This is a genomic window from Ruminococcus sp. RTP21198st1_G1_RTP21198_201120, from assembly GCF_040924265.1.
Classification (GTDB): domain Bacteria; phylum Bacillota; class Clostridia; order Oscillospirales; family Ruminococcaceae; genus Hominimerdicola; species Hominimerdicola aceti.
Genome location: NZ_JBCOMH010000013.1, coordinates 49,046 through 72,848, shown reverse-complemented (window position 1 = coordinate 72,848; position 23,803 = coordinate 49,046). Strand labels below are relative to the sequence as shown.

General features: G+C 47.6%; 24 protein-coding genes and 3 pseudogenes. All 27 read right to left on the bottom strand.

Annotated elements, in window-relative coordinates; genetic code table 11:
- Positions 1 to 2: 2 nt before the first annotated feature.
- The 27 genes and pseudogenes from AB5627_RS09740 to AB5627_RS09610 all read right to left on the bottom strand — a co-directional run bounded on the left by AB5627_RS09740 (position 3) and on the right by AB5627_RS09610 (position 23,773).
- Positions 3 to 2,780: a hypothetical protein gene (locus tag AB5627_RS09740; RefSeq protein WP_287214477.1), complete on the bottom strand. Its 2,778-nt coding sequence runs from the start codon at positions 2,778 to 2,780 to the stop codon at positions 3 to 5.
- A 21-nt stretch (positions 2,781 to 2,801) separates the two neighbouring features.
- Entirely contained in the window at positions 2,802 to 5,243 is a 2,442-nt protein-coding gene (locus AB5627_RS09735; protein ID WP_195221662.1) for a VirB4-like conjugal transfer ATPase, CD1110 family, read from the bottom strand.
- 64 nt (positions 5,244 to 5,307) lie between these two features.
- Positions 5,308 to 5,685, bottom strand: a complete 378-nt coding sequence (locus AB5627_RS09730) for a PrgI family protein (RefSeq protein WP_009988125.1) — start codon at positions 5,683 to 5,685, stop codon at positions 5,308 to 5,310.
- A gap of 19 nt (positions 5,686 to 5,704) precedes the next feature.
- A complete protein-coding gene (locus AB5627_RS09725; RefSeq protein WP_287214481.1) occupies positions 5,705 to 6,646 on the bottom strand; it encodes a VirB6/TrbL-like conjugal transfer protein, CD1112 family in 942 nt (313 codons plus the stop codon).
- Positions 6,646 to 7,215: a tRNA (adenine-N(6)-)-methyltransferase gene (locus AB5627_RS09720; protein ID WP_287214483.1), complete on the bottom strand. Its 570-nt coding sequence runs from the start codon at positions 7,213 to 7,215 to the stop codon at positions 6,646 to 6,648. Before AB5627_RS09720 ends, AB5627_RS09725 begins: the two co-directional genes overlap by 1 nt.
- A 133-nt stretch (positions 7,216 to 7,348) precedes the next feature.
- The gene (locus tag AB5627_RS09715) at positions 7,349 to 7,438 is read right to left on the bottom strand and encodes a hypothetical protein (RefSeq protein ID WP_080550596.1); all 90 of its coding nucleotides are present in this window, start codon (positions 7,436 to 7,438) and stop codon (positions 7,349 to 7,351) included.
- A gap of 100 nt (positions 7,439 to 7,538) precedes the next feature.
- Positions 7,539 to 9,149, bottom strand: a complete 1,611-nt coding sequence (locus AB5627_RS09710; protein ID WP_014078536.1) for a recombinase family protein — start codon at positions 9,147 to 9,149, stop codon at positions 7,539 to 7,541.
- Between the two features lie 111 nt (positions 9,150 to 9,260).
- Positions 9,261 to 9,449: a transposon-encoded TnpW family protein gene (locus tag AB5627_RS09705; RefSeq protein ID WP_014078535.1), complete on the bottom strand. Its 189-nt coding sequence runs from the start codon at positions 9,447 to 9,449 to the stop codon at positions 9,261 to 9,263.
- Positions 9,446 to 10,303, bottom strand: a complete 858-nt coding sequence (locus AB5627_RS09700; RefSeq protein WP_014078534.1) for an ATP-binding protein — start codon at positions 10,301 to 10,303, stop codon at positions 9,446 to 9,448. Before AB5627_RS09700 ends, AB5627_RS09705 begins: the two co-directional genes overlap by 4 nt.
- A complete protein-coding gene (locus AB5627_RS09695) occupies positions 10,300 to 11,049 on the bottom strand; it encodes a phage replisome organizer N-terminal domain-containing protein (protein WP_014078533.1) in 750 nt (249 codons plus the stop codon). Before AB5627_RS09695 ends, AB5627_RS09700 begins: the two co-directional genes overlap by 4 nt.
- On the bottom strand, positions 11,039 to 11,251 hold the full coding sequence (locus tag AB5627_RS09690; RefSeq protein WP_005927784.1) for a hypothetical protein: 213 nt from the start codon (positions 11,249 to 11,251) through the stop codon (positions 11,039 to 11,041). The genes AB5627_RS09695 and AB5627_RS09690 overlap by 11 nt, the downstream gene beginning before the upstream one ends.
- 185 nt (positions 11,252 to 11,436) lie before the next feature.
- On the bottom strand, positions 11,437 to 13,059 hold the full coding sequence (locus AB5627_RS09685) for a relaxase/mobilization nuclease domain-containing protein (RefSeq protein ID WP_014078531.1): 1,623 nt from the start codon (positions 13,057 to 13,059) through the stop codon (positions 11,437 to 11,439).
- A complete protein-coding gene (locus tag AB5627_RS09680) occupies positions 13,031 to 13,429 on the bottom strand; it encodes a plasmid mobilization relaxosome protein MobC (RefSeq protein ID WP_044024773.1) in 399 nt (132 codons plus the stop codon). The genes AB5627_RS09685 and AB5627_RS09680 overlap by 29 nt, the downstream gene beginning before the upstream one ends.
- A 525-nt stretch (positions 13,430 to 13,954) precedes the next feature.
- Entirely contained in the window at positions 13,955 to 14,158 is a 204-nt protein-coding gene (locus tag AB5627_RS09675; RefSeq protein WP_173681418.1) for a helix-turn-helix domain-containing protein, read from the bottom strand.
- Positions 14,148 to 14,594, bottom strand: a complete 447-nt coding sequence (locus tag AB5627_RS09670) for a sigma-70 family RNA polymerase sigma factor (protein WP_173681419.1) — start codon at positions 14,592 to 14,594, stop codon at positions 14,148 to 14,150. Before AB5627_RS09670 ends, AB5627_RS09675 begins: the two co-directional genes overlap by 11 nt.
- 203 nt (positions 14,595 to 14,797) lie before the next feature.
- Positions 14,798 to 15,946: an ABC transporter permease subunit gene (locus AB5627_RS09665; protein ID WP_173681420.1), complete on the bottom strand. Its 1,149-nt coding sequence runs from the start codon at positions 15,944 to 15,946 to the stop codon at positions 14,798 to 14,800.
- Positions 15,947 to 15,993: 47 nt separating this feature from the next.
- Positions 15,994 to 16,641 (bottom strand): annotated as a pseudogene (locus AB5627_RS09660) (ABC transporter ATP-binding protein); the annotation flags it as partial.
- Positions 16,617 to 17,342: a hypothetical protein gene (locus tag AB5627_RS09655; RefSeq protein WP_173681422.1), complete on the bottom strand. Its 726-nt coding sequence runs from the start codon at positions 17,340 to 17,342 to the stop codon at positions 16,617 to 16,619. The gene AB5627_RS09655 and the pseudogene AB5627_RS09660, both read right to left, overlap by 25 nt.
- On the bottom strand, positions 17,335 to 17,799 hold the full coding sequence (locus tag AB5627_RS09650; protein ID WP_173681423.1) for an RNA polymerase sigma factor: 465 nt from the start codon (positions 17,797 to 17,799) through the stop codon (positions 17,335 to 17,337). Before AB5627_RS09650 ends, AB5627_RS09655 begins: the two co-directional genes overlap by 8 nt.
- A 153-nt stretch (positions 17,800 to 17,952) precedes the next feature.
- Positions 17,953 to 18,288 (bottom strand): Maff2 family mobile element protein, encoded by a 336-nt coding sequence (locus tag AB5627_RS09645; protein ID WP_368369821.1) that lies wholly within the window; start codon positions 18,286 to 18,288, stop codon positions 17,953 to 17,955.
- A gap of 247 nt (positions 18,289 to 18,535) precedes the next feature.
- A pseudogene (locus AB5627_RS09640) lies at positions 18,536 to 19,009 on the bottom strand (type IV secretory system conjugative DNA transfer family protein); the annotation flags it as partial.
- Positions 19,010 to 19,135: 126 nt separating this feature from the next.
- Entirely contained in the window at positions 19,136 to 20,614 is a 1,479-nt protein-coding gene (ltrA, locus tag AB5627_RS09635; RefSeq protein ID WP_368369820.1) for a group II intron reverse transcriptase/maturase, read from the bottom strand.
- Between the two features lie 746 nt (positions 20,615 to 21,360).
- Positions 21,361 to 22,794, bottom strand: a pseudogene (locus AB5627_RS09630) (type IV secretory system conjugative DNA transfer family protein); the annotation flags it as partial.
- Positions 22,761 to 22,901 (bottom strand): hypothetical protein, encoded by a 141-nt coding sequence (locus tag AB5627_RS09625; protein ID WP_195221667.1) that lies wholly within the window; start codon positions 22,899 to 22,901, stop codon positions 22,761 to 22,763. The gene AB5627_RS09625 and the pseudogene AB5627_RS09630, both read right to left, overlap by 34 nt.
- Positions 22,898 to 23,374, bottom strand: coding sequence for a PcfB family protein (locus tag AB5627_RS09620; RefSeq protein ID WP_195221668.1), 477 nt, complete (start codon positions 23,372 to 23,374; stop codon positions 22,898 to 22,900). The genes AB5627_RS09625 and AB5627_RS09620 overlap by 4 nt, the downstream gene beginning before the upstream one ends.
- Positions 23,374 to 23,652 (bottom strand): hypothetical protein, encoded by a 279-nt coding sequence (locus tag AB5627_RS09615; protein ID WP_195221669.1) that lies wholly within the window; start codon positions 23,650 to 23,652, stop codon positions 23,374 to 23,376. Before AB5627_RS09615 ends, AB5627_RS09620 begins: the two co-directional genes overlap by 1 nt.
- Entirely contained in the window at positions 23,645 to 23,773 is a 129-nt protein-coding gene (locus tag AB5627_RS09610; RefSeq protein ID WP_272114374.1) for a hypothetical protein, read from the bottom strand. The genes AB5627_RS09615 and AB5627_RS09610 overlap by 8 nt, the downstream gene beginning before the upstream one ends.
- Positions 23,774 to 23,803 lie beyond the last annotated feature (30 nt).

Sequence of the window (23,803 nt, the reverse complement as noted above, 5' to 3'; positions counted from 1 at the left end):
CGTTAATACAGCACGAGCCGAGGATCAATATAGTCCCAGCCGTAGCCGTCGGTGTCTATATAAATGTGGAAATTCACATTTCCTGCTGTTGTTTTTGCGAACTCCTGTCCGTCATTGATCGTATCGCCCTCGGTGAAGCCGCTTAACAGCACAGCATTTGCAATGGTAACTTCCGTGTCACGCTCCGTACCGCCGCTGCCGTCATACCAATACTCCGCATCGTCCTTGCGTATCGTGATCTTGTTATCATCGGTATTCACATCGGTGATCTTGCCCTTGAACGGAGCTTTGAGTGTATCGCCGTTATTGCAGTACACCTTGATACCCTGATACAATCCGTCGCTGTCGGTGTTCCACTCCGTCATTTCATAACCGAACTCACGTTTCAACGAGTAATCACGGATAGTAGCACCCGGCAGAAGATTGTGTAGCGTCTGATGATTGCCGTACATCGTTGCGGAATCCTCTGCGCCGACCAACAGGGCGTAATACTGTAAGCGTTCATCACTGTGGGACATACTACTCAGCTTATCGGCAATGACCTCATCAAAGGTCTTGTTCTGCTTTACGTTATAGTAGAGCTTGCACTCCGTTTTCCACTTGTATTTCTCATAGTAGCCGTACATACAAACATCGTTCAGACTGCTGTTCCAGATATGAGTATCAGTAGGCGATACCAAGAACCAAGCATCTGTGCCGTCCCAACCCCAAAAACTGCGGTCGTGGCGCTCTGAGCCTTGCATAAAGAAGAATGTATTTGTCGCATTATCAATGTAGTAGAATGGGTGGCTTGTGCCGGAATACCAGCGGTGATCCATGATAAAGAAGCCTGTTTCTCTGTAATCGTTCTGTGCATCAAGCACACGATAGCCGTCTGTAATGCAAAGATAACCGTCATCGTCCTCATACTGCGATAATTCCGAGGTTATCGCAATCGGCTTGAAACGGTATCTGTACGGCTGCCCGTCATAGATGTAGGCATCTTTCTCAGCTCTGTAATATGTTCCCGATGAAGCATTACCGCCACCCCAATAGTTGTATGGGGAAAGCTCCTCCCAACGGGACTGATTATCATACCAATAGACGAACTCATATTCCTCATTGAAGATTTCTTCAAGCAGATCTTCTGTATCGCCGTCAAATTCCCAATAGTAAATATCATCGTTATCGGCATCGAAATCATAATAATAGGCACAGAGGAACGACCACAGCTTGTAGGTGTCGAAGTCATACACAGGATCATAGTCATAGACCGAGGAACGTCCCCACACCCATTCATCAGGTGTGTCGGTGAGGTCGCCAGTGTTTGCGCCGAAAGCCGCAAGACCGTTTTGCCAGTCAGCAGAACTGCCGACCTTGCGTATCTTCTGATTGAGGTTATAGGCAAGCTCCGTGTAGTATTTCTCAGCTTCGGAGAGGTCATAGTCCTGAGCCGCATAAGTGCCGAGGGTGAAACCGCTGTGCGAGGAAGTTGCAGAGAATATCATCGTAAATACTGCAAATGCAAGCAGTATCACAATGACAGGTATCGCCAGACAAAGAAAGAACTTCTTGACCTCGCTCTCATAGACATTCTTCACGAATTTCCAAGCAGCTTTTAGTGCTGCGGAGATCGTGTCCTTTGCCCTTTTCTTCTTTTTCGGCTTCGGCTTTTTCCGCTTCTTGTAGCTGTCATGTTTGTCTTTCAGCTTGCTTTCCTGACGGCTCAGGCGGTTATTGGACTTCGATTTCTTGTCATTCAGACGGTCACGCTGTTTTTCCTTTTTCTGCAAACGCTGGGGCTTGCTGACCTTTTGTGCAGTCGGCTCTACCACACGCCTTTTTGCAGAGTCGATAGCGTGAAGAAAATCGTTGTCCTGATCTTCGTTGACCGCCTTTTGCCAAGCGGACGCTTTCATTCTGCCTGCGGTATAGGTGGCAGGCTTAAATGCAAGCAGTCCCGGACTACTGAGCTTTGTGATCTTACGCTGATTTCTCAGTTCTTTGGTGCGGAACTTGTTTTCAGTCCTGAGCTGTTTGCGCTCAAATTTCAGCTCACGCTTTGTCTGCTGATACGCCTGTAATCGGCGCTTGTTCATAGCCTTTCGGAGCTTATTTCCGTGGGCAGGCTTGACCTTTGCCTTGTATTCAGCTTTCGCTTGTTTCAGGGCAGTCTTAGTTGCTGCCATTTTCGGCTTGCCTGTTTTCGCCTTGTAGAGCCTGTTATCGGCTCTCTTTAGCTGAAACTTCGCCCTTTCAAGTTTGTACTGCTTCTTTGTTTTCAGGTGGTGATGCATACCCTTGACAGCATCGACCGCCGTGCGGCCCATGAGAAATACACCACGGTGATAATCGTCCACCGCTTCACGGGTGTACTTCTGTTTGAGCTTGTTGCGAACTTCACGCTGGGCAGTCTCCGATGTTTTCATAGCGACAGTCTCCGCAGCGAGTGCCGTATCGACTGCCGTCTGCGTAACATCGTGAACTGTGAAATTCACAGCACGGGCATTTGCCTTGAACAGCTTGCCCTTCATGGTCTTGGGCTGCCATGATTTTATTGTCCGTGTGACCGAGGGCTTATCGCCAGTGATACGGTATTTTGCATTAGCGACCTTGTGAATGATACCCCTGCCGCCGTGGTGCATCTTCTCGCCACGGACGATATATGCACGGGTATGAAATCGACCTCGGCTGTTTGCTTCACGGCGGAAGTCTATCTGAAACAGCTTCGACCGTCTGCTGACTTTATCGAAACGTGCCTGCGCTTTGCGGAGGTTATTTTCTTTTCTCTGTAAGCTCATAAATCCTCCATTCTGCGCAGTTTATACGTCACCAACTTTGGTTGTCATTAAGCGGTACATCTGCGTATCAGTCGGGAACTTATCCGTAAACGGCAGAAGCACCTTATCATAGCGGATAAGTCCTTCGCCCGGACCGCTGTTCGTGACATACTTCATCTGCTCTTTGGAAATGTGCAGTTTTTCCGCTAAAATATCACGGTCGCCTGCGGCTTGATTCAGCATATACACGAAGTCCGAGTTATCAAAGATGTTCTCGACCTCCTGAGAAGAAAGCAAGTCCTTGACATTTTGGGTGATACCTGTCGGCACTCCGCCCCATTTACGGAAACGCTTCCATATTTCAGCAGAATATTTCGCCGTCTGCTCCTCTTTCAGCAGGAGATGAAATTCATCAATATAATAGCGAGTAATCTTCTTTTTTTCACGGTTCGCAGAAACCCTGTTCCATACCGTATCCTGCACGATAAGCATACCGACCTTTTTTAGTTGATTGCCCAGCTCCTTAATGTCAAAGCAAATAATTCTGTTTGTCATATCAATATTTGTCCTGTGGTTGAACAAATTCTGAGAGCCGTTGACAAACATTTCAAGGGAGTTTGCCACACGCAGAGCGACCTCACCCTCGTTATGAAGCTGTTCCTGCAAATCAGACAACAGCGGCATCTTTTCGACCGTAGGTTCATTCTGAACAAAGTCCTTGTAAATACGCTGTACGCACTTGTCAATGACCGAGCGTTCTTCCGCAGACAGACCGTAACGACCGCCGACAATGATCTCACAAAGAGAAATCAGAAAATCGGACTTATTGGCGATAACTTCCATAGGATTGCTGAAAAGATAATCATCAATGGTTATATCCATTGGATTGATATGCTGTTCACTGTTTGAAGCAATGCGGATAAGCTGTCCTTGCAAAGCTGAAACAAGCGGATAATACTCACCTTCGGGATCGCAGATGATAATATCATCGGGAGTCGTCAAAAAGCAGTCGAGGATCTCACGCTTAACGCTGAAGCTCTTGCCTGCGCCCGGTGTTCCGAGGATAAGTCCGTTCGGGTTTTTGAGCCTTGATCTGTTGGCACGGATCATATTGCCCGACAGCATATTGATACCGTAGTAGGTAGCCTGTCCGTCCTGGAAAAGTTCCTTTGTTGTAAATGGTACGAAAATAGCGATGCCGCTGGTGTGCATCTCACGGCGGACGGGGATCTCGTTATAGCACAGCGGAAGTGTGGAAAGGAGCGTCTGCTCCTGCCGATAGTCATAAGGAAACATCATGCAGTTGTTCTTCTGGCAAGTTCTTTTAAGCATCTCAGAAAGCAGTTTCAGCTCTTTCTTCGATTTTGCGTATGCCCTCAGCGAAATGCTGATATGGAACAATCGCTCATTTTTGCTGTTCAGATCACCGAGGAGTTTTTCTATATCCTCGATATACATCTTGATCGCAGGGGGCAGAATGTCGGGATCGTAGCCGGACTGTGATGCTTTTTTCTGTTCGTCGATCTTCATCTGCTCCACATTGGTGAGCTTCTTCTTGACGAATTTCAGGGCATCTATCTGGTCCAGCGGTTCGACATGAATGTTCACGCAGAACAGATTCTGCATTTCAAGGAAGTCCTTGAGAATTTCATCGGGCAGCTCTCCGGCGAGGATATTCATACCCCACACAGCGCCGTAGGCATTGCCGATCTCAAAATCGCTCTTATTGAATTTGAGCGAGGGCGGACAGATGAAATCCTTTGTGTCCATTCCTGCCCTCAGCATTTCGCCCCAATCGAAAATGAATGGGGAATTTCTGTAAGGGTTCAGGGCATAATACAGAGCTTCAAGCCGCTGTCTGCCGTCAAGCAGTTCCGCTTCGACACCAAAGGCTTTGAAGCCCTTGATAACATCGTTCTTAATGCTCATGAGCTTTGCCCTTGCCGCCTTGTATGATGTGGATTCGATACCGAATGTCAGGAACTTACGAGCTGACTGACCGTTGCTGCCTTTCAGGAGCTTGTCGGTAAGCATTTCGCTGTATTCCTTGCGGATAGAGTTGAAATCATCGTCGTGTTCGGGTATCTGCACCGTTTTGACGAGCTTTGCCTTTGATCTGTTCTGATTTTCAAAGGTAAGCTGAAATTTGATCGTATTGTCAAAGAGATTGATCACATCGCAATACTTGGAAAAGATATTGTTCTGCTCATCAAACTCTGCAATGGAGTAGTTGGCATCGTAAAACTGCACCGTCAGGGAAAAGAAGTTTTCGCTGACCTGACACACACCGTCCTTGTACATACAAAGAAACGGTATCGTGTTCTGCACAGTATTCTTACCGCCGTTTTCACTCCTGATCTCCGCCATTCGTGCGGAGAGTATCTTTTTCTCCTCTTTTGTAAGCTGTGAGGCAGGCTTGCCCATGATAACAGCCGACTTCGACTTATTATCACTTAACTTGGCATTTCTCTTTCTAAAGCCCATTGTGACCTCCGTTTATTTCAAAGCGGAGACACCGAAAGTTATACTATTATATATAAGAGCCGTATCAGCCTTTTCTTTCGGCATCTCTCAGCTTCTTCTTGATTCTGTTGTATTCGATCTGTCTTTCGATAGAAACGAAAATGTTTGTTGTTCGGTAATATCGCTTTCTCGGTCTTGTGAAGTATTCACGCATGAACTTCACCTGTTTCTCCAAGAACACCCCGTTTTTCTTGTAAATGCCGCAGAGTATCGCAGGTGCGGCGACCGCACCCATAGCGAAGATCGCTCCCGACATTCCGATAGACGCTCTTGTGAGAAAGTACACAGGCGCACCAAGAACAAGACCGATACCGAAGCATATTACCTGTCTTTTTGTAAATCCCATGATGAACTTCTCTTTGATGTCGTTCAAGTCCTTTGGGATCGGTACATAATGTGCCATAAAACCTCCGATCTTGTTCTCAATGTGCGCTAAACACAGATTTTGAGATAGCTCCTGTGCGGAGAATCGTGAAGATAAGTGCTGCGGTATAGCCGAGAAGCAGTCCCATTTGCAGGATAACGCCGTCTGTACTTGCATTCAGAGCAACGATTGCATTGGAGAAAAGCGTCTTGAAAATACCGAGTGCCACTACGATAAAGAACCCCTGGAAAGAAAGAGCGAGAAGCTGTTTGATCCAGTTCTTACCGATAGAAGCCCATTCACCGCTGTCCATCATTGTAGCCATAGGGATCGGTGCAATGCTGAGATACATAAACACCTCGATGATACGGCTTGCAAGTGTGATAACGATAGCGACTATCAGTATCAGCACCCCAAGATGAACGATCAGGGAAATAAACCACACCGTCATCAGCTCGCCCAAGCTCAGACCGCTGAGAGCCGTCCTGTTGATGGAGAGCGTCTCGGAGAGATAATCTCCGCTGCCGAATAGTGTGGCAAGCCCGTTGGAGCATACCGTTGTGCCAAACGAGAATAGTGCCGAAGCGATGTAATAGGTGTTGGCGACCAAAATTACACCGCAAAGTGCTTTTATGATCCATTTTATAAAAATAGAATCATCAAAGTCTTTGAAGTTATTTCCTCGCAGTACCATCTGTATCAGTTCATTCAGCAGGATAACTGTCAGAATGAAACCGCCGATAGGCACTACGACATTGTTGCAAAGCGTTTCGATCGTTGTCCAGATCGTTGTTCCGCCAGTACCGCCGCCAGTAAACTGTGACGGGTGCTGAGTTACGAAGTCATTGACAAGTCCGCCGCTGCCGCCCGTTCCTGTTGTCTGCGAGAACGTATCGGACAGGAGGTCGGAAATGCCGTCGAATTGGCTTGTTATACCGTCTTTGAACAGGTCTTTACACCAATCTTCCAGTGCATCGATCGCATCGCTGATAATTCCCATTATTCATCACCTCCAATCGTGGGAGTGACTAAAGGTCTGTCATATTTGACAAGCTGCCGAAGCTCCAGTTTGGAGTGCAGAAGGTCACGGCAGAAATAAGCAGAGCCGAAGTGATTGCCCTTAGTGGTACATTCCATGTTCTGCCGTGTATGGTAGTCCACACGCCCGTCAAAGGAGAGCATCTGAATTTCGTTGTTGAAAATCTTATATCTCGCCTTGCCTTGAATACTGTTCACGGGCAGGAGCAGAGCGAAGGGCTTCTGAAAAGAAAAAGCTCTTTTTAAGACTTCATTCTTTTTGCTGAATGGGGGATTGGACACAAGAATGTCCCAATATTCGGGTTCATACCTGAAAAAGTCCTGTCCCTCCTTCAAGCTGCTTCGCTCCACTTCATAGCCTTTTTCCGAAAGAAACTGATAGAAAGCACTCCATTCCTCATCGAACGGACACCATATCTTCTTATCTTTCGGAAGAAACTCCAGTAACGGTTCTACCGCATAAAATGGTGTGTAGACCTCATCTCCTGCACTTGTTCGGTTAGCTGTCAGATAACCGATGTTTATTCCCATTCTGTCTTATCGCTCATACCCACCACAACCCACCGCTGAGCGACCTTTCATAATTCTATTGGAACGGCATTATTTATATAGCGTTCAGCCGAGGTTTACGCTTGTCTCTTTTCTTGATTAGCCGTGTGTCAGATTACACTGCACCCGTCATCATACCCTCAAGTACGGGAACGAGAATGATAGCAAGCAGGATCAGACCAAGACCAGCCATAAGCTGCTTCATGCCCTGAGACTTTACTGATGTGTGATAAAGAAGTAATAGAAGTGTAAAAAATTTTGCCGTTCCTATCCGGCACATGAGGTATGTCGGATAGGTCGGGCGGTTATTCGGGCAAGTCCACCTTGCCAACAAAAGAATAATAAATCTCAATGTCCTGCCTACGGGTCTTGTTCTCGTCATAGCTGCACTCATGCACAACGATTTTCTCTACAAACTCCCGCAACAGAGTAGGGGTAAGTTCTTCAAAGCTGGTATGCCGCCGAACAACATTCATAAACTTTTCTGCGTTCACGGTGGCTTCCTGTGCTTTGGAAAGCTCCGCTTGGATAGCAGCGGCTCTTTCTTTCAGCTCCCGTTGTTCTGCTTCATAGTCTGCCGACAGCTCTGTGAAACGCTCGTCTGATATGCGCCCGGTCACGCTGTCCTCATACAGCCGCTTGAAAATAGCGGATAACTCGGCTATGCGTTTCTCGGTGGCTTCCAGCTCCTTTTTCTTGGCGGCGTTCCTGCGCTTGCCCCCGTCCTCGTTCTGCTCAATCAAGAGCTTCATAAACCGGGCTTCATGCTTTGCCGCATAGCTTGTCACTTTCCGCAGATTGGAGAGTACGCCAGCGGTCAAGAGGTCGGTGCGGATAAAGTGCGCCGTACAGTCATGGGTGCGTTTCTTGTAGTTGCCGCAGATATAACAGTCCTGCTTGCGCTTGTCCGTCTGGTATCGCTGCTGATACATGACACTACCGCAGTCCGCACAGAACAGTATGCCGGAGAACAAGCCCACTTCATCATAGCGGTTTGGGCGTTTGCGCTGTTTGCGAAGCTCCTGCACCCGTTCCCATGTTTGGGTGTCTATGATAGGCTCGTGGTGGTTCTCGAAAATCACTTGCTTTTCCGGGGGATTTTCTACACTGTGCTTGACTTTGTAAGAAAGTTTTTCTGTCTTGAAATTTACCAGACAGCCTGTGTATTCCCGGTTTTCAAGGATATGCACTACGGTATTGGTCGCCCACTTGCACTCATAGCCGGGGTGGTAGCGGCGGGTGCTGCCCGTCCTGCGGTATTCAAGCGTTCCCGGCGTGGGGATTTGCTGCTCTGTGAGCATACGGGCTATCTTGGTCGGACCATTCCCGGCAAGACAGAGGTTGTATATCTGCTTGACTACGGGTGCAGCTTCCTCGTCAATGATGAAATTTTCGTCCTCGTCCATGAGGTAGCCATACACAGGCTTGCTTGTGATGGGCTTGCCACTCATGCCTTTTGAGCGTTTTACCGCCCGTATTTTCTTGCTCGTATCTCTCACCAGCCATTCGTTAAAGATATTCCGCAGCGGGGCAAAGTCATTGTCGCCCTGTGCGCTGTCCACTCCGTCATTGATAGCGATGAAGCGGACGCCTTTCTGTGGGAAAATCATTTCCGTGTACATTCCCACTTGCAGGTAGTTTCGCCCTAACCTCGACATATCCTTTACGATAACTGTCCCGACTTTTCCGGCTTCAATGTCCGCAAGCATGGCTTGAAAACCGGGTCTTTGAAAGTTCGCACCAGAATAACCGTCGTCCGTGTACCAGCGCAGATTGGAAAAGCCGTTCTGCTTCGCATAGGTTTCAAGGATACGCTTCTGATTGGAAATGGAATTGCTCTCGCCTTGCAGCTCGTCCTCATGGGAAAGTCTTGGGTAAAGGGCGGTAATTGGTTGTTGGTTGGTCTGTCTTAACATAAAATCCTCCGTTTCCGACAGCCAGCCCCACTATTCCGTACCTTGATTGTACCACATGGGGTGGCTGTCTGTATAGCGGCAAAAGCGTCAAATCTGCTTCTTTATGGTCGGTCAAATCGCCATTTTTTGTGTAGCAGCTTCCGCTTCCAGCACTTTCATCATCTTGTCGGCTGCGGTATCGGTTGCGCCCTGCTTGAAGAAGCCGGAAACGGTAAGGACGGAGTTGCCCATGCGGATTTCCGTCACACAGTCCGGGCGGCGGTCTGTTTTGGTGGTGCTTGTCTGTTTCGTTTCTGTCATAGGCTCTCCTTTCGCTGCTTCATCAGTTGCTTTAAGCGTTCCAGCTTTTCCTGTGCGGTTTCCTTTCGGAAGTTGCTGCCCGTGAAGCGGACGGGGGCGCACATGGAAGTCAGCCTGTCATAGATACGGGCGTGGGGCGTGTCCTGCGGGTGCTGCAATTCCTCCAGCGTGAGGTTGGTCGTGGCGATCAGCGGCTTGCCGCTTCGGTAACGGCTGTCAATCACGCTGTAAACCTGTTCCAGCCCGTACTCTGTCCCTCGCTCCATACCGAAATCATCAAGTATCAGTAGAGGATAGCTGCAAAGGCTGGAAATATATTCGTTCCTGCCCTCAAAGCTGGCGGCAAGGTCACCCAGTATCGTTGCAAAGTTTGTCATGCAGACGGCAACTTCTTTCTCCATAAGGGCGTTGGCGATACAGGCAGCGAGGTAGCTTTTTCCTGTCCCCACGCCGCCCCAAAACAGGTAGCCGATATTTTCAGCCTGCATGGTTTCCCAGCTCTCCACATAAAAGCGGGCGGTTTCGGTCTGTGGGTTTCTGCCGTTGTCATGCTCAAATGTCCAGTTTTGCATAGCGGGGTCGGTAAAGCCCCGGCGTTTCAAGTCCTCCACTTTTTCAAGGTGCTTCTGTCGGCTTTCAGCGGCTTCCCGTTTTTCACGGGCTGCCCGGTGGCAGTCGCACTCTGCCGGGTGTCGGTCATGCCCTAACCATTGGGCGGTTTCTTTTGAAAAATAGGCTTCTTTGGGCGTATGGCACTTGCCGCAGTATAAAAGCCCGTCCTCGCCTGTGTAGTCCTCCGCTTCGGCGGTAGTGGCTGTAATGTCCGTAATCATAGCTTCAATCTCGTTTTTCATAAGCTCTCGCCCTCCTTGCATGAATAATCGGGTATGCCCTGTTTCGGGGCAGCCTTGCCTTTGGCAGCGTCCTCCTGCGCCCACTTGTAAATGGTGGCTGCATGGCTGTGGTACTGCTTCCCGGTGGAAGCGATATGGCAGGAAAGCCGGTCAATATAATACTCCCACTTGTCGGGCAGCTCTGTTTTCAGCCCGGAAAGCTCTGTATCGGTCAGTATCACATTGTTGTATCTGCCATAAGCGGCGGGGGCGGGGTGCCCCGTTTTTCCCTCTCTCTCTTTTTCTATCTCTATCTCTTTCTCTAACTCTATCTCTATCTCTGGTGGACGAATGTCGGACAAATGTCCGCCTTTTGTCCGGGGCGGTAAAAGTGCCTTGTTTTCCAGCCTTGCAGCCCGTTTTCGCTCGGCTTCGGTAGAGGACTGTCCTATCATCAGCTCAATGTCGGTCATATAGAAAGCCCCGCTGTCAAGCTGCTCCACAAGCCCCAACTGCCGGAAAATCTCTAAAGCCCTCTCAACTGTCCCTATCTGGTGGCGGGTCAGTGTCGCTATCATCTGTGCTGTGTAGGGGATATGCTCGTCAAGCTGCAATTTCCCGCCGTTTTTCAGCGATTTTAAGTACAGCTTCAAGAGGATATTGGAATATAAAATCCCGTCTTTCATATCTTCCAGCAGCACAATGGAGTCGCTGTCAAAAAAGTTCTCTTTCAGCTTGAGGTAGTAATACTTGCGGTTATCTGCCATTGTCCCTGTCCTCCTTTTTCCGGCGTTTGGAGTAGTAGCGGGGGCAGAGTATGATAACCGCCCGGAAGCTCTGCTTGCAGCTATGGGTACAGCCCCGGCAGAGGTCGTTGTATGTGATACGGTCGCAGGTGGTATTCCCGACTTTTACTTGCCGCAGGAAAAAAGACCATTCCAGCCGCCGTTTCTTGCTCATTCTTGGCATGGGTGCGCTCCTTTCTGCCGTTTCCGCTGGTGTGGCGGTATCGGCGATAATTCTGTATCATCTCGGTATCATTTTCGGGATTTTTCTGCCCTGTAAGCCCGTTAAAAAATCCTTTGGTATTGCCGGATAGGGTACGGGGCAGCCCCCTTGTTCGGTATGGGTTCGGGTACATTTTGGGGTGGTTTTTATCGCTCCTGTTCCTGCCTTTTCACAGGCTTGCGTTCCCGGCGTAAAATCTGGTCGATATTGCCCTTGACAGTCTGTAAGCGGCGGTATTCCTCCCGTTTTGCCCGGTAATCGTTGTAGCCGCTGTTTTTCTCTTTGATAAGGCTTTCAATCTCTGCTTGCAGGGCTTTATGGCTCGGCAGCTTGGAAATGCCGTTCTCCCTGAAATAGCGGGCGGCTGCGTCTGCTATGATAAAGTCGCTTTCGTGCTTCTGTCGGTAGGCTGCTTTTGCTTTGGCGTTTTTCTGCTGTTTCAGCCCGTCCCGGACAGGGCGGGTCTTGGAATAGGCAAGCACCTGCCGTTGCAGCTCCTTTTTCCCGTCCAGCGTCTTTTCCACCTGCTTCAGCTCCGTAAGGCTTTCTCGCATGGCGGTATAGGCGGCAGAACAGGCTTCGTCCAGTTCCTCCGGGGAAGAAAAGCCGTACTGCTGGTAGGCGGTAACGGTAGCCGCCATTTGCTTTAGATTGTGCTTTGCCGCCCAGCGGTCATAGCCCACGCCCTTGCCCTCGGCTCGCTTGGCTTCCCGGTCAACCATGCGCTGCAAGGTGTTGTCTGCCGGGGTGGTTTTTGTGGTTTTTTCCCCTTGTGACGGCTTTTTAACTGCGACAGGGTATTCGGGTATGGCTTTGGTCTGTTCTGCGGCTCTGCGGGCGTTCTGTGTAAGCAGGGCAAGGACAGCAGCCTTGTCAAAATCGTCCCCCAGCTTCCGGGCTGTGATAGGCTTTGTCCTGTCCGGCGTGAGGTAGGAAAGCCGCCCCCGGCTCTCCTTGACGGTCACACCCTCCCGCAGCAAAAGGGAAGAAAACTCGTCAAAGCTACCAGCTTGGGAAAGTGCCTGCCGTATCGTCCGGCGCAGCTTCGCCTTGTCCGTTTCAAACTTGGTGGGCTTGGTTGGCTGTCCGGTGGCTTCTCTGGCGGCGTTCTCTTTATCAAGGGCAAGCTGCCCTTTCTTTGCCGCCCAGTATTCCCGTTCCGTTATCCGTTCCTTGCTGCCGCTTAGGAGGTCGATTTGGTAAAGCCCCTCCCGGTGGCACATCTCCATGACTTCACTCTTGAAATATTCCATAGCGGCGTTGGTGCAGCGGTGCTTGCAGCCCTCCCGTGTATCGGCTGGTCTGTCCATGTAGGGCAGAAGCGGGACTTCATAAATCCGCAGGGAGTTGATGACGATATGCACATGGATATTGCCGCTGTGGTTATGCCCGTCCGGGTGGGTGCAGATTAGGGCTTGGTGTCCGGGGAAATGTGCCTTGCAGAACTGCTCGCCCAACTCCTGCGCCCGGTCTACGGTCAAGCCGTTGTCTGTCCCGTCCCGTGGGTCAAAGCTTATGATATAGTGGTGGCTTTTCACATCTTCCCGTTTTTGGTTTTTCTCATAGCGGAGATTAGCCCGCATACAGGCAACAGCGAAATCCTCGCCCCCGCAGTTAAGGGAAGAAATGCGGTAATCCTCCCTCGGTATCAGCCGCCCGTTTTCATCAAGGGTGGGCTTCATGGTAAACTCGTCATGCTCAAATGTGAGGTAGGCTTCCGCTGCGCCATAGTCTGCATTTTTAGAGCTGATATGTTTGAATGTTGCCAACCGCGTCACCCACTTTCTGCAAGATTTCAAACTTTAGGGCAGCAAGGTCGGAAACCGCCGCCCGTACCTCCCCGGCAAGCTGCGGGTAGGGGCTGTGCCACTCGTTCAGCGTCCGGGCTATCTGGTTTAAGTTGCCGCCGATCCTGCCGTATTCGGCGGTCAGCTTCCCAACAGCGGCAAGCAGCTCGTCATTGACGGGGGAAACAGTTATGATGGGGCGTATGGCTGCCCCGGTTATGGCTTGCCGGATAAACTCGGATTGGCTCATGTTGCAGGCAGAAAGCCTTTCCGCAAACTCGGCATATTCTTCCTCGGTCATGCGTGTCTTGACTACCCGGCTGCGGTGCGGTGTGTTGTATCGTTTTCGCATGGTAAAACCTCCTTTCGACTGCCGCATGGCTGCGGCGGGATAAGCGGCGTAAGCCGCATGGCAGGGTTTGGGGAAGGCACTCCCCAACAAGATTCCCGCAGGGGCAAAATGAGCGATAAGCGAATTTTGGTACTGCGGTAGAATCTTGCTCTAAGTAAGCCGCAGATTTCCCCTTGCACTTACTACTCGTATAGCCGCCGCCCGTTTTGGCTGGATTTCTGCAAAAATCTTACGGCGTGGAGCGAGTTTTACCCGCAGTTCTTTCTTTCCGCTAAAGATACATTTCAAAGGCCGCCAGCTACCCGCTTGCCGGGAATTTCTCAAATTTTCCTTTACCTTAGAAATACAGGAAATGCAGATTTGGCTACCGCCGCAGAAAATTTTTTATTTCCGGCTTCACCTACCTACTACGGACGGATTGCGATTTTGCCAAACGGACAAAGAAAAAAGCAGCAAATCTTTTTCAGACTTACTGCTTTTCGCTGCCGCCGGTGACGGTGGGGTATTCAGTTGTGGGCTGTGCCGTCATTCTCTAAAACGGAATTTGAAGATTGCGGCAAGCAGCGTTTGTGTGATGTAGTCCTCTGCGTCCGGGTTAAACTGCCCGTTTACGAAAGCGGAGAAATATATGTGCCGCCGGTAATGCTGCAAAATGGTATTGACCGCCTCCGGCTCGCCGCTGGCGGCCTGCACGATTGTTTCATAGGGGAGAAGTCTGCTATTCCTCATGCGTCATTCCCTCCATTTCCTCATAAAGCCGCCGTAGGGATTTGCGGATATGGTAGCCGGTGGCGCTGCGGCTGCGCCCGTACCGTTTCCCGATTTTCTCCTGTGAAAGACGGTGGTAAAAGGACAGGTAAAGCATTTCCTGTTCCTCAACCGGTAGACGGGAGAGGGCTTGTACCAGCAGCCCGTTGTTTAAGATAACTGTATCACCGCAAAGGTTCAGTATGTATTCCTCGTCCGGCTCCGGGGCTTGAAAACATTTATCATTTGTGCCTAATGGGTGGTGCTTTTCTTCTGTGAGGTATTCAAGGGATATTTCTCTTTTGTATTTCCGGCTCCAATCCCGCAAGGCGGTGTACTTGGCGTTGCGGATAACGACAACGCAAAAGGCATGGAACGTGTACTCGATATGCTCCTTGTATTCTTCTGTGCAGGTCATAGAAAATCCCCCTTTCCTCCACAATGGGCTGTGCATGGTTGACGGGCTGTATTATAATCATAGGGGGCGGCAGCACTCCTTGCTGTCGCCCCTTGATTACCCTCCTGCAAAGACGGGCGGGGCTGTCAACGGCGGGCATTTATGCCCGTTAAGTTTGCCGTTGACTGCTTCGCCTGGTTGCGCTACCCGTTACGGAGTTACATTTATCTACCGTTAATCTGATAGCGATTGTATGTCAGTTTTCCAATCAAAGCGAAAATGACAGCCAACACCAAATATACAATCGGCGCATACTGATAAGCTGCTAAAGGACTGCCGCCCACATGAAACATAGAATAACGAAATGCCCCGTTAAGCGAAACAAGATTACTCGGAAGCAGATACCAAATTTCAGAAAGCAGTTTGAGGTTTGCGGGCATTTCCATAATGAACATTGTAACAAGGAGAACACCCGTTATAATTCCAATGGTAGCAATGCTATTTTTCGTTACCTCTGATAACATCATGGTAAATATGCTAATCAATGCAGCTCCGGCAAAGGACAATCCAACTAAAATCAAAGCTGCCTGTCCCACGGTAAGATTAAACGGGCGCAACAGAACAAATTGCAGTATCGTATCATATCCGTCAAATCCATATAAAAAAGCAATTATTCCGAACATGAGCAGAGAAAGAAGCAGCGTAAAACCTACACCTACCGTCAATCCCGCAAGGGTTTTCGCTGCATATAATTTCTTCTTCCCAAGGCGGGTACAAAGGATTACCTGGTCTGTTTTTCGGGTATGCTCCACGGTAAATACCGTTGAAAGACAGATTGCAATAAACATGATTTCCATACAGGTAATCAATTTCATCATATCTGCAATTTGCCGCCAACCGTCAAAATATCCGTGATAAACAATCGGCTCGTCAAATGAAATACTTTCGGTCAGCCCTGCCGGGGTATTTGCTTCTAACTGTGCATTTAATTTTTCATAAAATGCTTCGCTATCACATACTAATATTTCCGCGCCTGCTTGTGTCCCCAATGTTCTGCCAATGAAATTATATACATCTAAGTACGGGAGTGCTTCTTTGTAATTTCCGTTAAAAATAAAATCCTCATACGCAGGGCGCATTTCGTCAATCAGTTTTTGGTCTATCGCTCTGCCGGAGATCTGCTCTGCGGCTTCCTGTTCTGCCCGATTTGCTGCATATCCATTTAGGGAACTGTCGGAATATTCCCTATTTTGCGGAAGTACAGCACTTGCTATACCCCAAATAACAAGTCCTACAAGCAGGACGCCGCCTGTAATCCAAACAATTTTTCTGCTGATAATCTTTCGCAGTTCAAACTTATATAGCGTAAGCATAATCACTCCTCCTCAAATTCATCAAGATAAAATTTCTCCAAGTCGTCGATTTCATCAGCAGAGCCATTAAATACAATCTGTCCTGCTTTCATCATAAGCACCGTATCTGCGATATGCTCAATATCTGATACGATATGGGTAGACAGTAAAACAATGCTTTCCGTACCCAATTCTTTAATCAGATTACGGAAGCGCACACGTTCTTTCGGGTCAAGCCCAGCGGTAGGCTCGTCTAAAATAATAATCTTTGGGTCATTCAAAAGTGCCTGTGCAATACCAAGCCTTTGCTTCATGCCGCCGGAATAGGTCGCAATTTTCTTTTTGGCTACGTCGGAAAGGCTCACCAATTCCAGAAGTTTTTTTGATTTTCGTTTTGCTTCTGTCTTTGTCAGTCCTTTTAATGAAGCCATATATAAGAGAAAATCCATGCCGTTAAAATCCGGGTAATAACCGAAGTCCTGCGGAAGATATCCCAATTCCGCCCGGTATTCCTCGGAAGATACGTCCATTCCGTCAAAAGTAACCGTACCGCTTGTGGGTTTCAAAATACCGCAAAGCATACGCATAAAAGTAGTTTTCCCTGCGCCGTTTGCCCCAAGCAGACCATAGACACCGTTTGTCAGTTGTAGGCTTACCCGGTCAACGGCTATTTTGTTTTCATACTGTTTTGTCAGTCTGTCAATGCAAAGTTCCATATAAATCCCTCCGTTTTTTTGAATGTATGGTAAAATTCTTTTGCAGTAATTCCAAACAGGAATAAAGCTGCTACTATCCACCATACCAAGTAATTTGTCTGGAATAAAAAGTCTGCCATATAGCGAAGCGTCATATTTACCCCGCTTACAAAAACAGCTACCGCCATGCACCCATAAATGACTTCTTTATTACGGAAACGTCGCACAAGATATAGGCTGATACTTGTTGTCAATAGATACGGAACAAACAAATATACACCTGTCTGCATAAAGGAAATACTGTTTGCAACATGGCAGACCGGAATTATGATACAAAAAATCCCAAAGTTGAAAACACCTAAAATAATCAACCTTGCCAAAACAACACTCTTTAAGGAAAACCGGGCAGACATTTCTAACTCATTCATTCCGTATATGGCAGATTTTGTGCTTTCTGCAATAAGCAGCAATGCAAGAAAAGGGGTAAATGCAGATACAATCCATACCGTATTTTCACTTGCAAAAGAAGCCGCCCATGCTACGGGCAAAAGTATCAATATAGACATTAGCCATACGCTTTTCTTGATAAAGGGAATTTGGCTGCATATAAATGTTTTGGTACTGATATGCGGGCGGGGCAGCGAATGGATAAACTGAACCTTGCGACCCGGCGTAGGTGCGTCAAACGCTTTAGCAATCTGTTTTTTTAGTTCTCTATTCATCTGAAAAGCCTCCTTTCTGTAACTCCGTTTTGAGATATTTTAATATCCTTGCGGTTTTTCGGTATATGGCAAAACGGGAAAGTCCTGTAATCTTGCATATCGAAGCTATGGGAACATCATTTGCATATCGAAGCAGCAACAATTCCTGTTCGTCCTGCGGAAGTTTGTAAATGAGGTTTTTTATTGCAATGCTGTCTATCCACTCCTGTGTTGGGTCATAGCTCAATTCCTCGTTTATCTCACATGATTTTTCTTTGCTTCCTTTTCGGTATTCTTCAATACATAAATTACGGGCAATCGTGTAGAGATAAGGAAGTTCTTTGTCGCTGTTAAGGCTTAACTGCTTATTGAAAAATCGCAGAAATGTTTCCTGCGTTATATCCTCTGCCGTTTGACAATGGCGGACTTTGAAATAACAGTAGCGGTATATTTTGTCATATTGTTCTTCCAAATCCATAGCGTTCAAGACCTCCTTTCATTATGTATAACGGTTTAGCCACATCAAATGTGCGGCTGTTTTGAAAATTATAGCATATTTTTGCAAGTTCTTTTAGGCTGCGGAATAGTGGTAGGCTACTGTCTATGCTTGTATTTTGGTTTTGCTTCTTTACTAAACATAAGCATTCGCACCGGGGTTATCGTTGCCGTAACCTTCAAGGAGGTTTACGACGCCCCAAAGCGAAACACCGCCGCCGATCAGGCAGATGACGCTTTTGAGTACGGTGCAGGCAGTAGTGATGAAGGACGAGGTATCGACCTCGCCTGTGCCTGCTGCGAATGCCTGAGTTGCACAGGTAGATGCCATGATGCCTGCAACAGTGCAGAACATCGTTGCCTTCTTTGCACCACGGGTGAGCTTAGAGAGCCACTTGTGCTTAGGTGCAGAGGTAGTGGTTGCTGTCTCCATAGCGGTAGCATCGACCGCAGAAATATTCAGTTCGTTCATAGGTAAAAAGTCTCCCTCAAAAAATAAAGTAAAGAATGTCCGCAGCTTCAACCGATTATCTCTTTGTTCGGTTTCTTCACTGTCCGAGTTAAAATCCGACATATATCTCTTTTTCGTCGGTTTCCTCAGAATTTTGAGTATCAGCGGTTTCTGTTTCTGTTGCTGATACTGTTGTAACTTCCTGTCCGGCGGCCGTCATATCAACACCATACCCCGTGAACTTCTCCTGTTGAGACAGTCTCAAACGCATCGCCTTTTGGTCACTCACATATTTTTCGATGTTGAACCCCATCTCAGGATTATCGTCCAAAAGCATTGGATATTGCTTATGACGGGTAATGTCAAACTTGTCCGAGAAGAACGGACGCACTCCTCGCACCTGTAAGATACATTTACCGCCGTCCATGACCGCCAGTTCGTCTTGACTTTTCAGCTCTTTTCCGAGCTTCTGATAGTTCATACCGTAGCTCTCGCTCTGACCTCTGTTCGTAGAGGTATTAAAGGAGTCGATTGTCTCTTTGCCGAGACTTTCACTGATCTCCTTTAATGTTGACTTCTCCTTACCGCCCAAAAACAGCATCGTATCACAGTTGCCTTCGATCGTATCTGCATTATCTTTATAAATAGCCTTTAGCTGGCTCTTAGCTTGCAAGATGATACTTGCCGATATTTCACGGCTTCGAATAGTCGCAATGAGCTTCTCAAACTGCGGTATTTCGCCAAATAGTGATAGGTAATCCTTTGATATAATCACCAGATTTTCCCCCACTCCACACCGTGCGTGACAGTTTCCCGTCACACGGCGTTCCATCATTTTCAGAATATTTTTAGTGCATATGTAGCCCTGTTACTGTAATTTGATTTTGTAGCTTAAATTTCTGCCATACGCAACAGGAATAATAGGTCTGTCATGAATCCAACGCATTTGCTTGGATTTTCCGTAGTTGTCTGCGATGAACCTTGACCGTATTTCACCTGATTTTTCTACCGAACATTGCCTGCTGTTGTGATTTGCACCACTTAGCATTTTTTGAATCGGATAGCCGATTTCGGCAAAATCCGCACTGACGTGCGTCGCCATTTTATAATAGTTGTGCAGTCCGCTTATCAACGAATTATGCAGACTGATATTTTTATCAAGTGACTTCTGGTCATTATGGTTCAATATACGTTTTGTGCTTTCAGCGACTTTCTTTTTGGCTCTGGTTTTCGCCTTGTCGGTCATATGCGATTTTACCGCATATTTCTTCCCTTTTGGCACAGCTCGGATTTTTAAGCCCAGAAATTCCATGTAATTCTTTTTCAGATAGGTGATTCCGGATTTTTCCTCGCTGATTTCCAGAGAAAGCCGTTTTTTCAGCCAGTTGACAACAGCTGTATAGGTTTTCTTTGCTGTTTGATAATCCCGGCAGAAGATTTTGAAATCATCTGCATATCTGACGATATAAATTTCTTTCAGCTTGCTTTTTCCCCGAAGCATCGTCCATTTTTGCGACCTGTCTGTGACAGTATTTCCCTTTTTATCGGTCTTGCTGTACTCCCTGTTGACTTTTGTCGGCATCGTTTCCCATTGACTGGCAATCCACCAGTCCAGTTCATTCAGCACGATATTGGACAGCAGCGGCGATAAAATACCGCCCTGCGGTGTTCCTGTTTCGGGGCTTGTTACAATGTCATTGAACAATATATCCGCCTTTAACATTGCTTTGATGATTGCAAGGACTTTCAAATCCTGAATGCCCATTGACCAGATTTGCCGTATCAGCTTTGCGTGGTTGATGTTGTCGAAAAATCCCTTGATGTCAACATCTACAACATAATGCAGATTCTGTAATTGAATCATTTTATAGCATTGTGCGATTGCATTCTGTGCAGACCTGTACGGTCGAAACCCATTGCTCCGCTCATGAAATTTTGCTTCACAGATAGGCTCTAAAACCTGTAACACGCATTGCTGTATCAGCCTGTCCCATATGCTCGGAATACCAAGCGGACGCTGTTTGCCGTTCCCTTTATCAATATAGACTCGGCGTACTTGTTTCGGCTGATAAAATTGCAGTTTATTTCTGACCTTTTCTACGACTTTCTGAATCGGATATTTCTGTATATCTGTGATGATTTTTCCGTCAACTCCGGCAGTAAAACTGCCTTTGTTCTTGCAGATGTTCCGGTACGCAAGCACCACATTTTCTTCTGAAACAATCAGCTTCATCAGATGTCTGAACTGCTTTCCCTGCCTGCTTTGCTCATATAAATTGCAGAGCTTCTCTTGCAAGCCGTACCGATACATATTCTTTTCTGATTTGTTTACAGTTTCCTTCGTCATAGTAACCACCGCCTTTCAGCGTGTTTTTTCTTTCTCATACCCGAAGCTATGAAATCACCTTGTGATTACTACATATACATATTGAATATTCTGAAAATGACTTGTGCCTATCCCTCCACGGCTTATTATCACCGTTTCATTGGTACTGTGGCACTACTCTCACAGTCCTGAATCAGCTTATACGGATTGCTCCGCTTTCGTCTGAACATCAGTATAGAAATGTGAATTTCACCGACTGGACTGCTTTCCACGTTCCATTATTCTTAGCATTGGTACAACTTAGGTCAATCCTTTAGTCCTGCAAGCATTATCCTCGATATTCTCAGGATACGTGCCGCCTGTAACAGCACAGGGAGTTTCATACTAACAACTTTTACTCCACCCCGCCTGCGTGCATTTTGCACCCCGACATTTCTATCGGTCATTCGTTTAGAACCGTACACTCGGATTTTTGTCGGACTGTATTTCAAGTCATTCTAACCATATTGCACCGCCGTCCGCCCTATAGGCAGTACACCGCACCTCTGCGGCGCTTTCCTCGTCTGAAATAAATTTCTCCGTTAGGACTGCTCTCGCACGACTTCCACGGGCTTACGACCTCTGCATTTCACACTGCATAGCCGTCCGTAGTTTTAACGTGAACCTTTCCGGGCGTTACTCCCTCATTCGATTCATCAGAATAATAGTTCTACGTAACTATTTTATTGTTACGTGCCGCACCTTTTCAGTACGGAACGTGTCACACTATTGGCGAACTCGTCTAACAAACAGCGTACATGATAGTCCAGCTTTCCGCCCGGTGAATTATCTGCTTTTGTGCAGAGTAGGTTGAAAAGCTGGGAATACATGATCGCCACAAGGAAGTTGAATGTAGCGTCTGTATCGGAGATGATTATGAAAAGCGCACTCAGCTCGTCACCGAGCTTGTCGAGGTGCAGCTCATCGTAGGAGGTGATCTCCAAGACCTCATCTATTGCAAAAGGCGCGAGTCTTGTGGAACAGGAAATCAGGATAGATTTTGCCGTCTTGCCTGCTGCCAACTTGTAAGCCTTGAATTGTTTGAGTGCAAATGCACCCAAGCGCCGTTGTTCGGCATCGGGTTTCGTTTCAAAGATGTCACCGTAATCAGCCATGACTTCGGGATCTTCGTGCTTTGTGCCGTTCAGCCAGCACTCCACGATCTCAAATTCAAGGTCGATACAGTTCTTAAACTCCTCATCGTCCTCACGGCACTCCGAATTGTTGATCATGTCGATCAGCGTTTCAAAATTCCATTGATCTTCGGGATACATAGCGAAAATCAGAGCGATATATGCCGTGTATAGGAGCTTTTCAGCTTTTACCCAAAAGTCATCGCCGGACGGCTGCTGAGAAGAAGTAGTATTCTTGATAAGGACTTCCACGAATTTGAGAATGTCCTTCTCACGGTTTTTCTTGCTGATGTATGCAAACGGATTGTAGTGCATCGACTTCGCAAAATCAATGGTATTGAACACCTTGATCTTGTAAGGCTCATAAACAGGGATATATCTGCCTTTTTTGTCTTTGAGATAGTTTCCCTTATCATCCCTGCGGTACACAACTTTCCCGTCAACTCGTTTCGGGCGGCCCCTTTGGAGCATTCTTCCGCATTCCACAAGCACCGTACCCTTCGGGTCGGTCACTACATAAGAGGAGTGCATCTGCATCAGGTTCGGCTTCACGAAAAATCGTGTCTTACCTGAACCTGAACCACCGATCACAAGAATGTTCTTGTTTCGGGCGAATTTTGGTGCAGAGGGCTTGCCCATTGTAAGAGATTCCGTCCGTGTGAGAATGACATTGTTTTCGGGGCAGGATAAGTCCATATATGGCTCAATATCCTTTTCACCGCCCCATACGGCAGAGCCATATTCCTCACCCTGGCGGAACTTCTTTTTGTTTTTCGATTTGATATAGAGAACAAGTCTCATGACACCCGCCAGTACCAACCCGAATAAAATATCCGACGGGTGTAAACTGGGAAAGATTCGTGCAAATGCCACACCGAGATTGCTCATGAAAGGCAGGATTTTTTCCTGAAATCCCTCGCCCTCAGCGGTACGGTATGCAAAGCCGATCAGGTTGCCCACATAAGAGAAAACTGCATAGGGAACAGCCTTGATGATCAGCTTTTTGAGCTTCCTGGTGTTAAGCTGCAATCAGCAGTCTTATCCTTTCTCACAGTATCGGCATCAAAAATCGCCGTAAAAGTATCATCGCCCCTTGCCCGTGGAACGGGTGCAGGCTGGAAGTGGTTATAGATCACCGTCTGTTCTCCCTTGTTTTCTCTCTCTGTTTCTGTTTGCGGGGCTTGCTCCTGAGCTTCTGCGCCTGCTGCTGCATCTGCTCACGGGTGAACTCACCACGCTTCTGTGTCTTGCCCTGTCCCTTGCCGACATACTCTGAAAATGCTCTCTTGAAATCCTCTGTTTTGGCAGCGGAAAAGAAAACATGATAGGTAGGCGGCGAGGTGCTTTTATCTCTTTTCAGGGCAAAATCTACATCGTATTTTCGTGCGGTTTTCAGAAAATCCCCGATATTCCGGTCTGAAACCTCAATGCTGTCGAGCTTTGACGGAGACTTTGCCTGCAACTGCTTGTAGGTCATTCGTCCCTTTTTCTCTGCCTTACCCGACATAAACTCCTGCAATGCCGATTTCAGCACATCGGCGGTCATTTTCTCCGCCTTGATCGAAATGTCGATGGTTTTCTTCGCACCGCTTTCGTAGTCGGACGGCATTACGCATCACCGCCTTCGTTTCCTTCGGGCATCTCAAACGTGCTGAACGCTTCGTTCTGGAGCCAGCGGATAAAGTCGCTCATTGCCGCACAGACCTCATCTTCGTTCGGGGAATGGAAAAGAATTGTTTGTCCGCCGTTAACGTCCATAGCGACAATACAGGGTTCGTCAACAACACGATCCTCCGCATAGTCAATGGGGCAGATTTCCACGCTGACTGCGATCAGGTTATCGTAGTTGATAATATCGTTACTCTGTGTCAGGATATTCTTAGCCATGATTTTTCACCTCCCGTAAAAGCTCATAGAGCTTGTTGTGATATTCCTCCTGAAGCTCGTCAAAAGAAGAAAACACGGTGTCAAGCGTTTTTCTGTCTATCCTGTCACCGAGCATATCCATGACGATCGCTTCAAATTCGCTGTGAAAGCT

Bases quoted from the DNA above. Each gene is read 5' to 3' on its own strand.
- AB5627_RS09740 (WP_287214477.1), bottom strand. From the start codon at position 2,780: ATGAGCTTACAGAGAAAAGAAAATAACCTCCGCAAAGCGCAGGCACGT.
- AB5627_RS09735 (WP_195221662.1), bottom strand. From the start codon at position 5,243: ATGGGCTTTAGAAAGAGAAATGCCAAGTTAAGTGATAATAAGTCGAAG.
- AB5627_RS09730 (WP_009988125.1), bottom strand. From the start codon at position 5,685: ATGGCACATTATGTACCGATCCCAAAGGACTTGAACGACATCAAAGAG.
- AB5627_RS09725 (WP_287214481.1), bottom strand. From the start codon at position 6,646: ATGGGAATTATCAGCGATGCGATCGATGCACTGGAAGATTGGTGTAAA.
- AB5627_RS09720 (WP_287214483.1), bottom strand. From the start codon at position 7,215: ATGGGAATAAACATCGGTTATCTGACAGCTAACCGAACAAGTGCAGGA.
- AB5627_RS09715 (WP_080550596.1), bottom strand. From the start codon at position 7,438: ATGAAGCAGCTTATGGCTGGTCTTGGTCTGATCCTGCTTGCTATCATT.
- AB5627_RS09710 (WP_014078536.1), bottom strand. From the start codon at position 9,149: ATGTTAAGACAGACCAACCAACAACCAATTACCGCCCTTTACCCAAGA.
- AB5627_RS09705 (WP_014078535.1), bottom strand. From the start codon at position 9,449: ATGACAGAAACGAAACAGACAAGCACCACCAAAACAGACCGCCGCCCG.
- AB5627_RS09700 (WP_014078534.1), bottom strand. From the start codon at position 10,303: ATGAAAAACGAGATTGAAGCTATGATTACGGACATTACAGCCACTACC.
- AB5627_RS09695 (WP_014078533.1), bottom strand. From the start codon at position 11,049: ATGGCAGATAACCGCAAGTATTACTACCTCAAGCTGAAAGAGAACTTT.
- AB5627_RS09690 (WP_005927784.1), bottom strand. From the start codon at position 11,251: ATGCCAAGAATGAGCAAGAAACGGCGGCTGGAATGGTCTTTTTTCCTG.
- AB5627_RS09680 (WP_044024773.1), bottom strand. From the start codon at position 13,429: ATGCGAAAACGATACAACACACCGCACCGCAGCCGGGTAGTCAAGACA.
- AB5627_RS09675 (WP_173681418.1), bottom strand. From the start codon at position 14,158: ATGAGGAATAGCAGACTTCTCCCCTATGAAACAATCGTGCAGGCCGCC.
- AB5627_RS09670 (WP_173681419.1), bottom strand. From the start codon at position 14,594: ATGACCTGCACAGAAGAATACAAGGAGCATATCGAGTACACGTTCCAT.
- AB5627_RS09665 (WP_173681420.1), bottom strand. From the start codon at position 15,946: ATGCTTACGCTATATAAGTTTGAACTGCGAAAGATTATCAGCAGAAAA.
- AB5627_RS09655 (WP_173681422.1), bottom strand. From the start codon at position 17,342: ATGAATAGAGAACTAAAAAAACAGATTGCTAAAGCGTTTGACGCACCT.
- AB5627_RS09650 (WP_173681423.1), bottom strand. From the start codon at position 17,799: ATGGATTTGGAAGAACAATATGACAAAATATACCGCTACTGTTATTTC.
- AB5627_RS09645 (WP_368369821.1), bottom strand. From the start codon at position 18,288: ATGAACGAACTGAATATTTCTGCGGTCGATGCTACCGCTATGGAGACA.
- ltrA (WP_368369820.1), bottom strand. From the start codon at position 20,614: ATGACGAAGGAAACTGTAAACAAATCAGAAAAGAATATGTATCGGTAC.
- AB5627_RS09620 (WP_195221668.1), bottom strand. From the start codon at position 23,374: ATGCCGTCCGACTACGAAAGCGGTGCGAAGAAAACCATCGACATTTCG.
- AB5627_RS09615 (WP_195221669.1), bottom strand. From the start codon at position 23,652: ATGGCTAAGAATATCCTGACACAGAGTAACGATATTATCAACTACGAT.
- AB5627_RS09610 (WP_272114374.1), bottom strand. From the start codon at position 23,773: ATGGATATGCTCGGTGACAGGATAGACAGAAAAACGCTTGACACCGTG.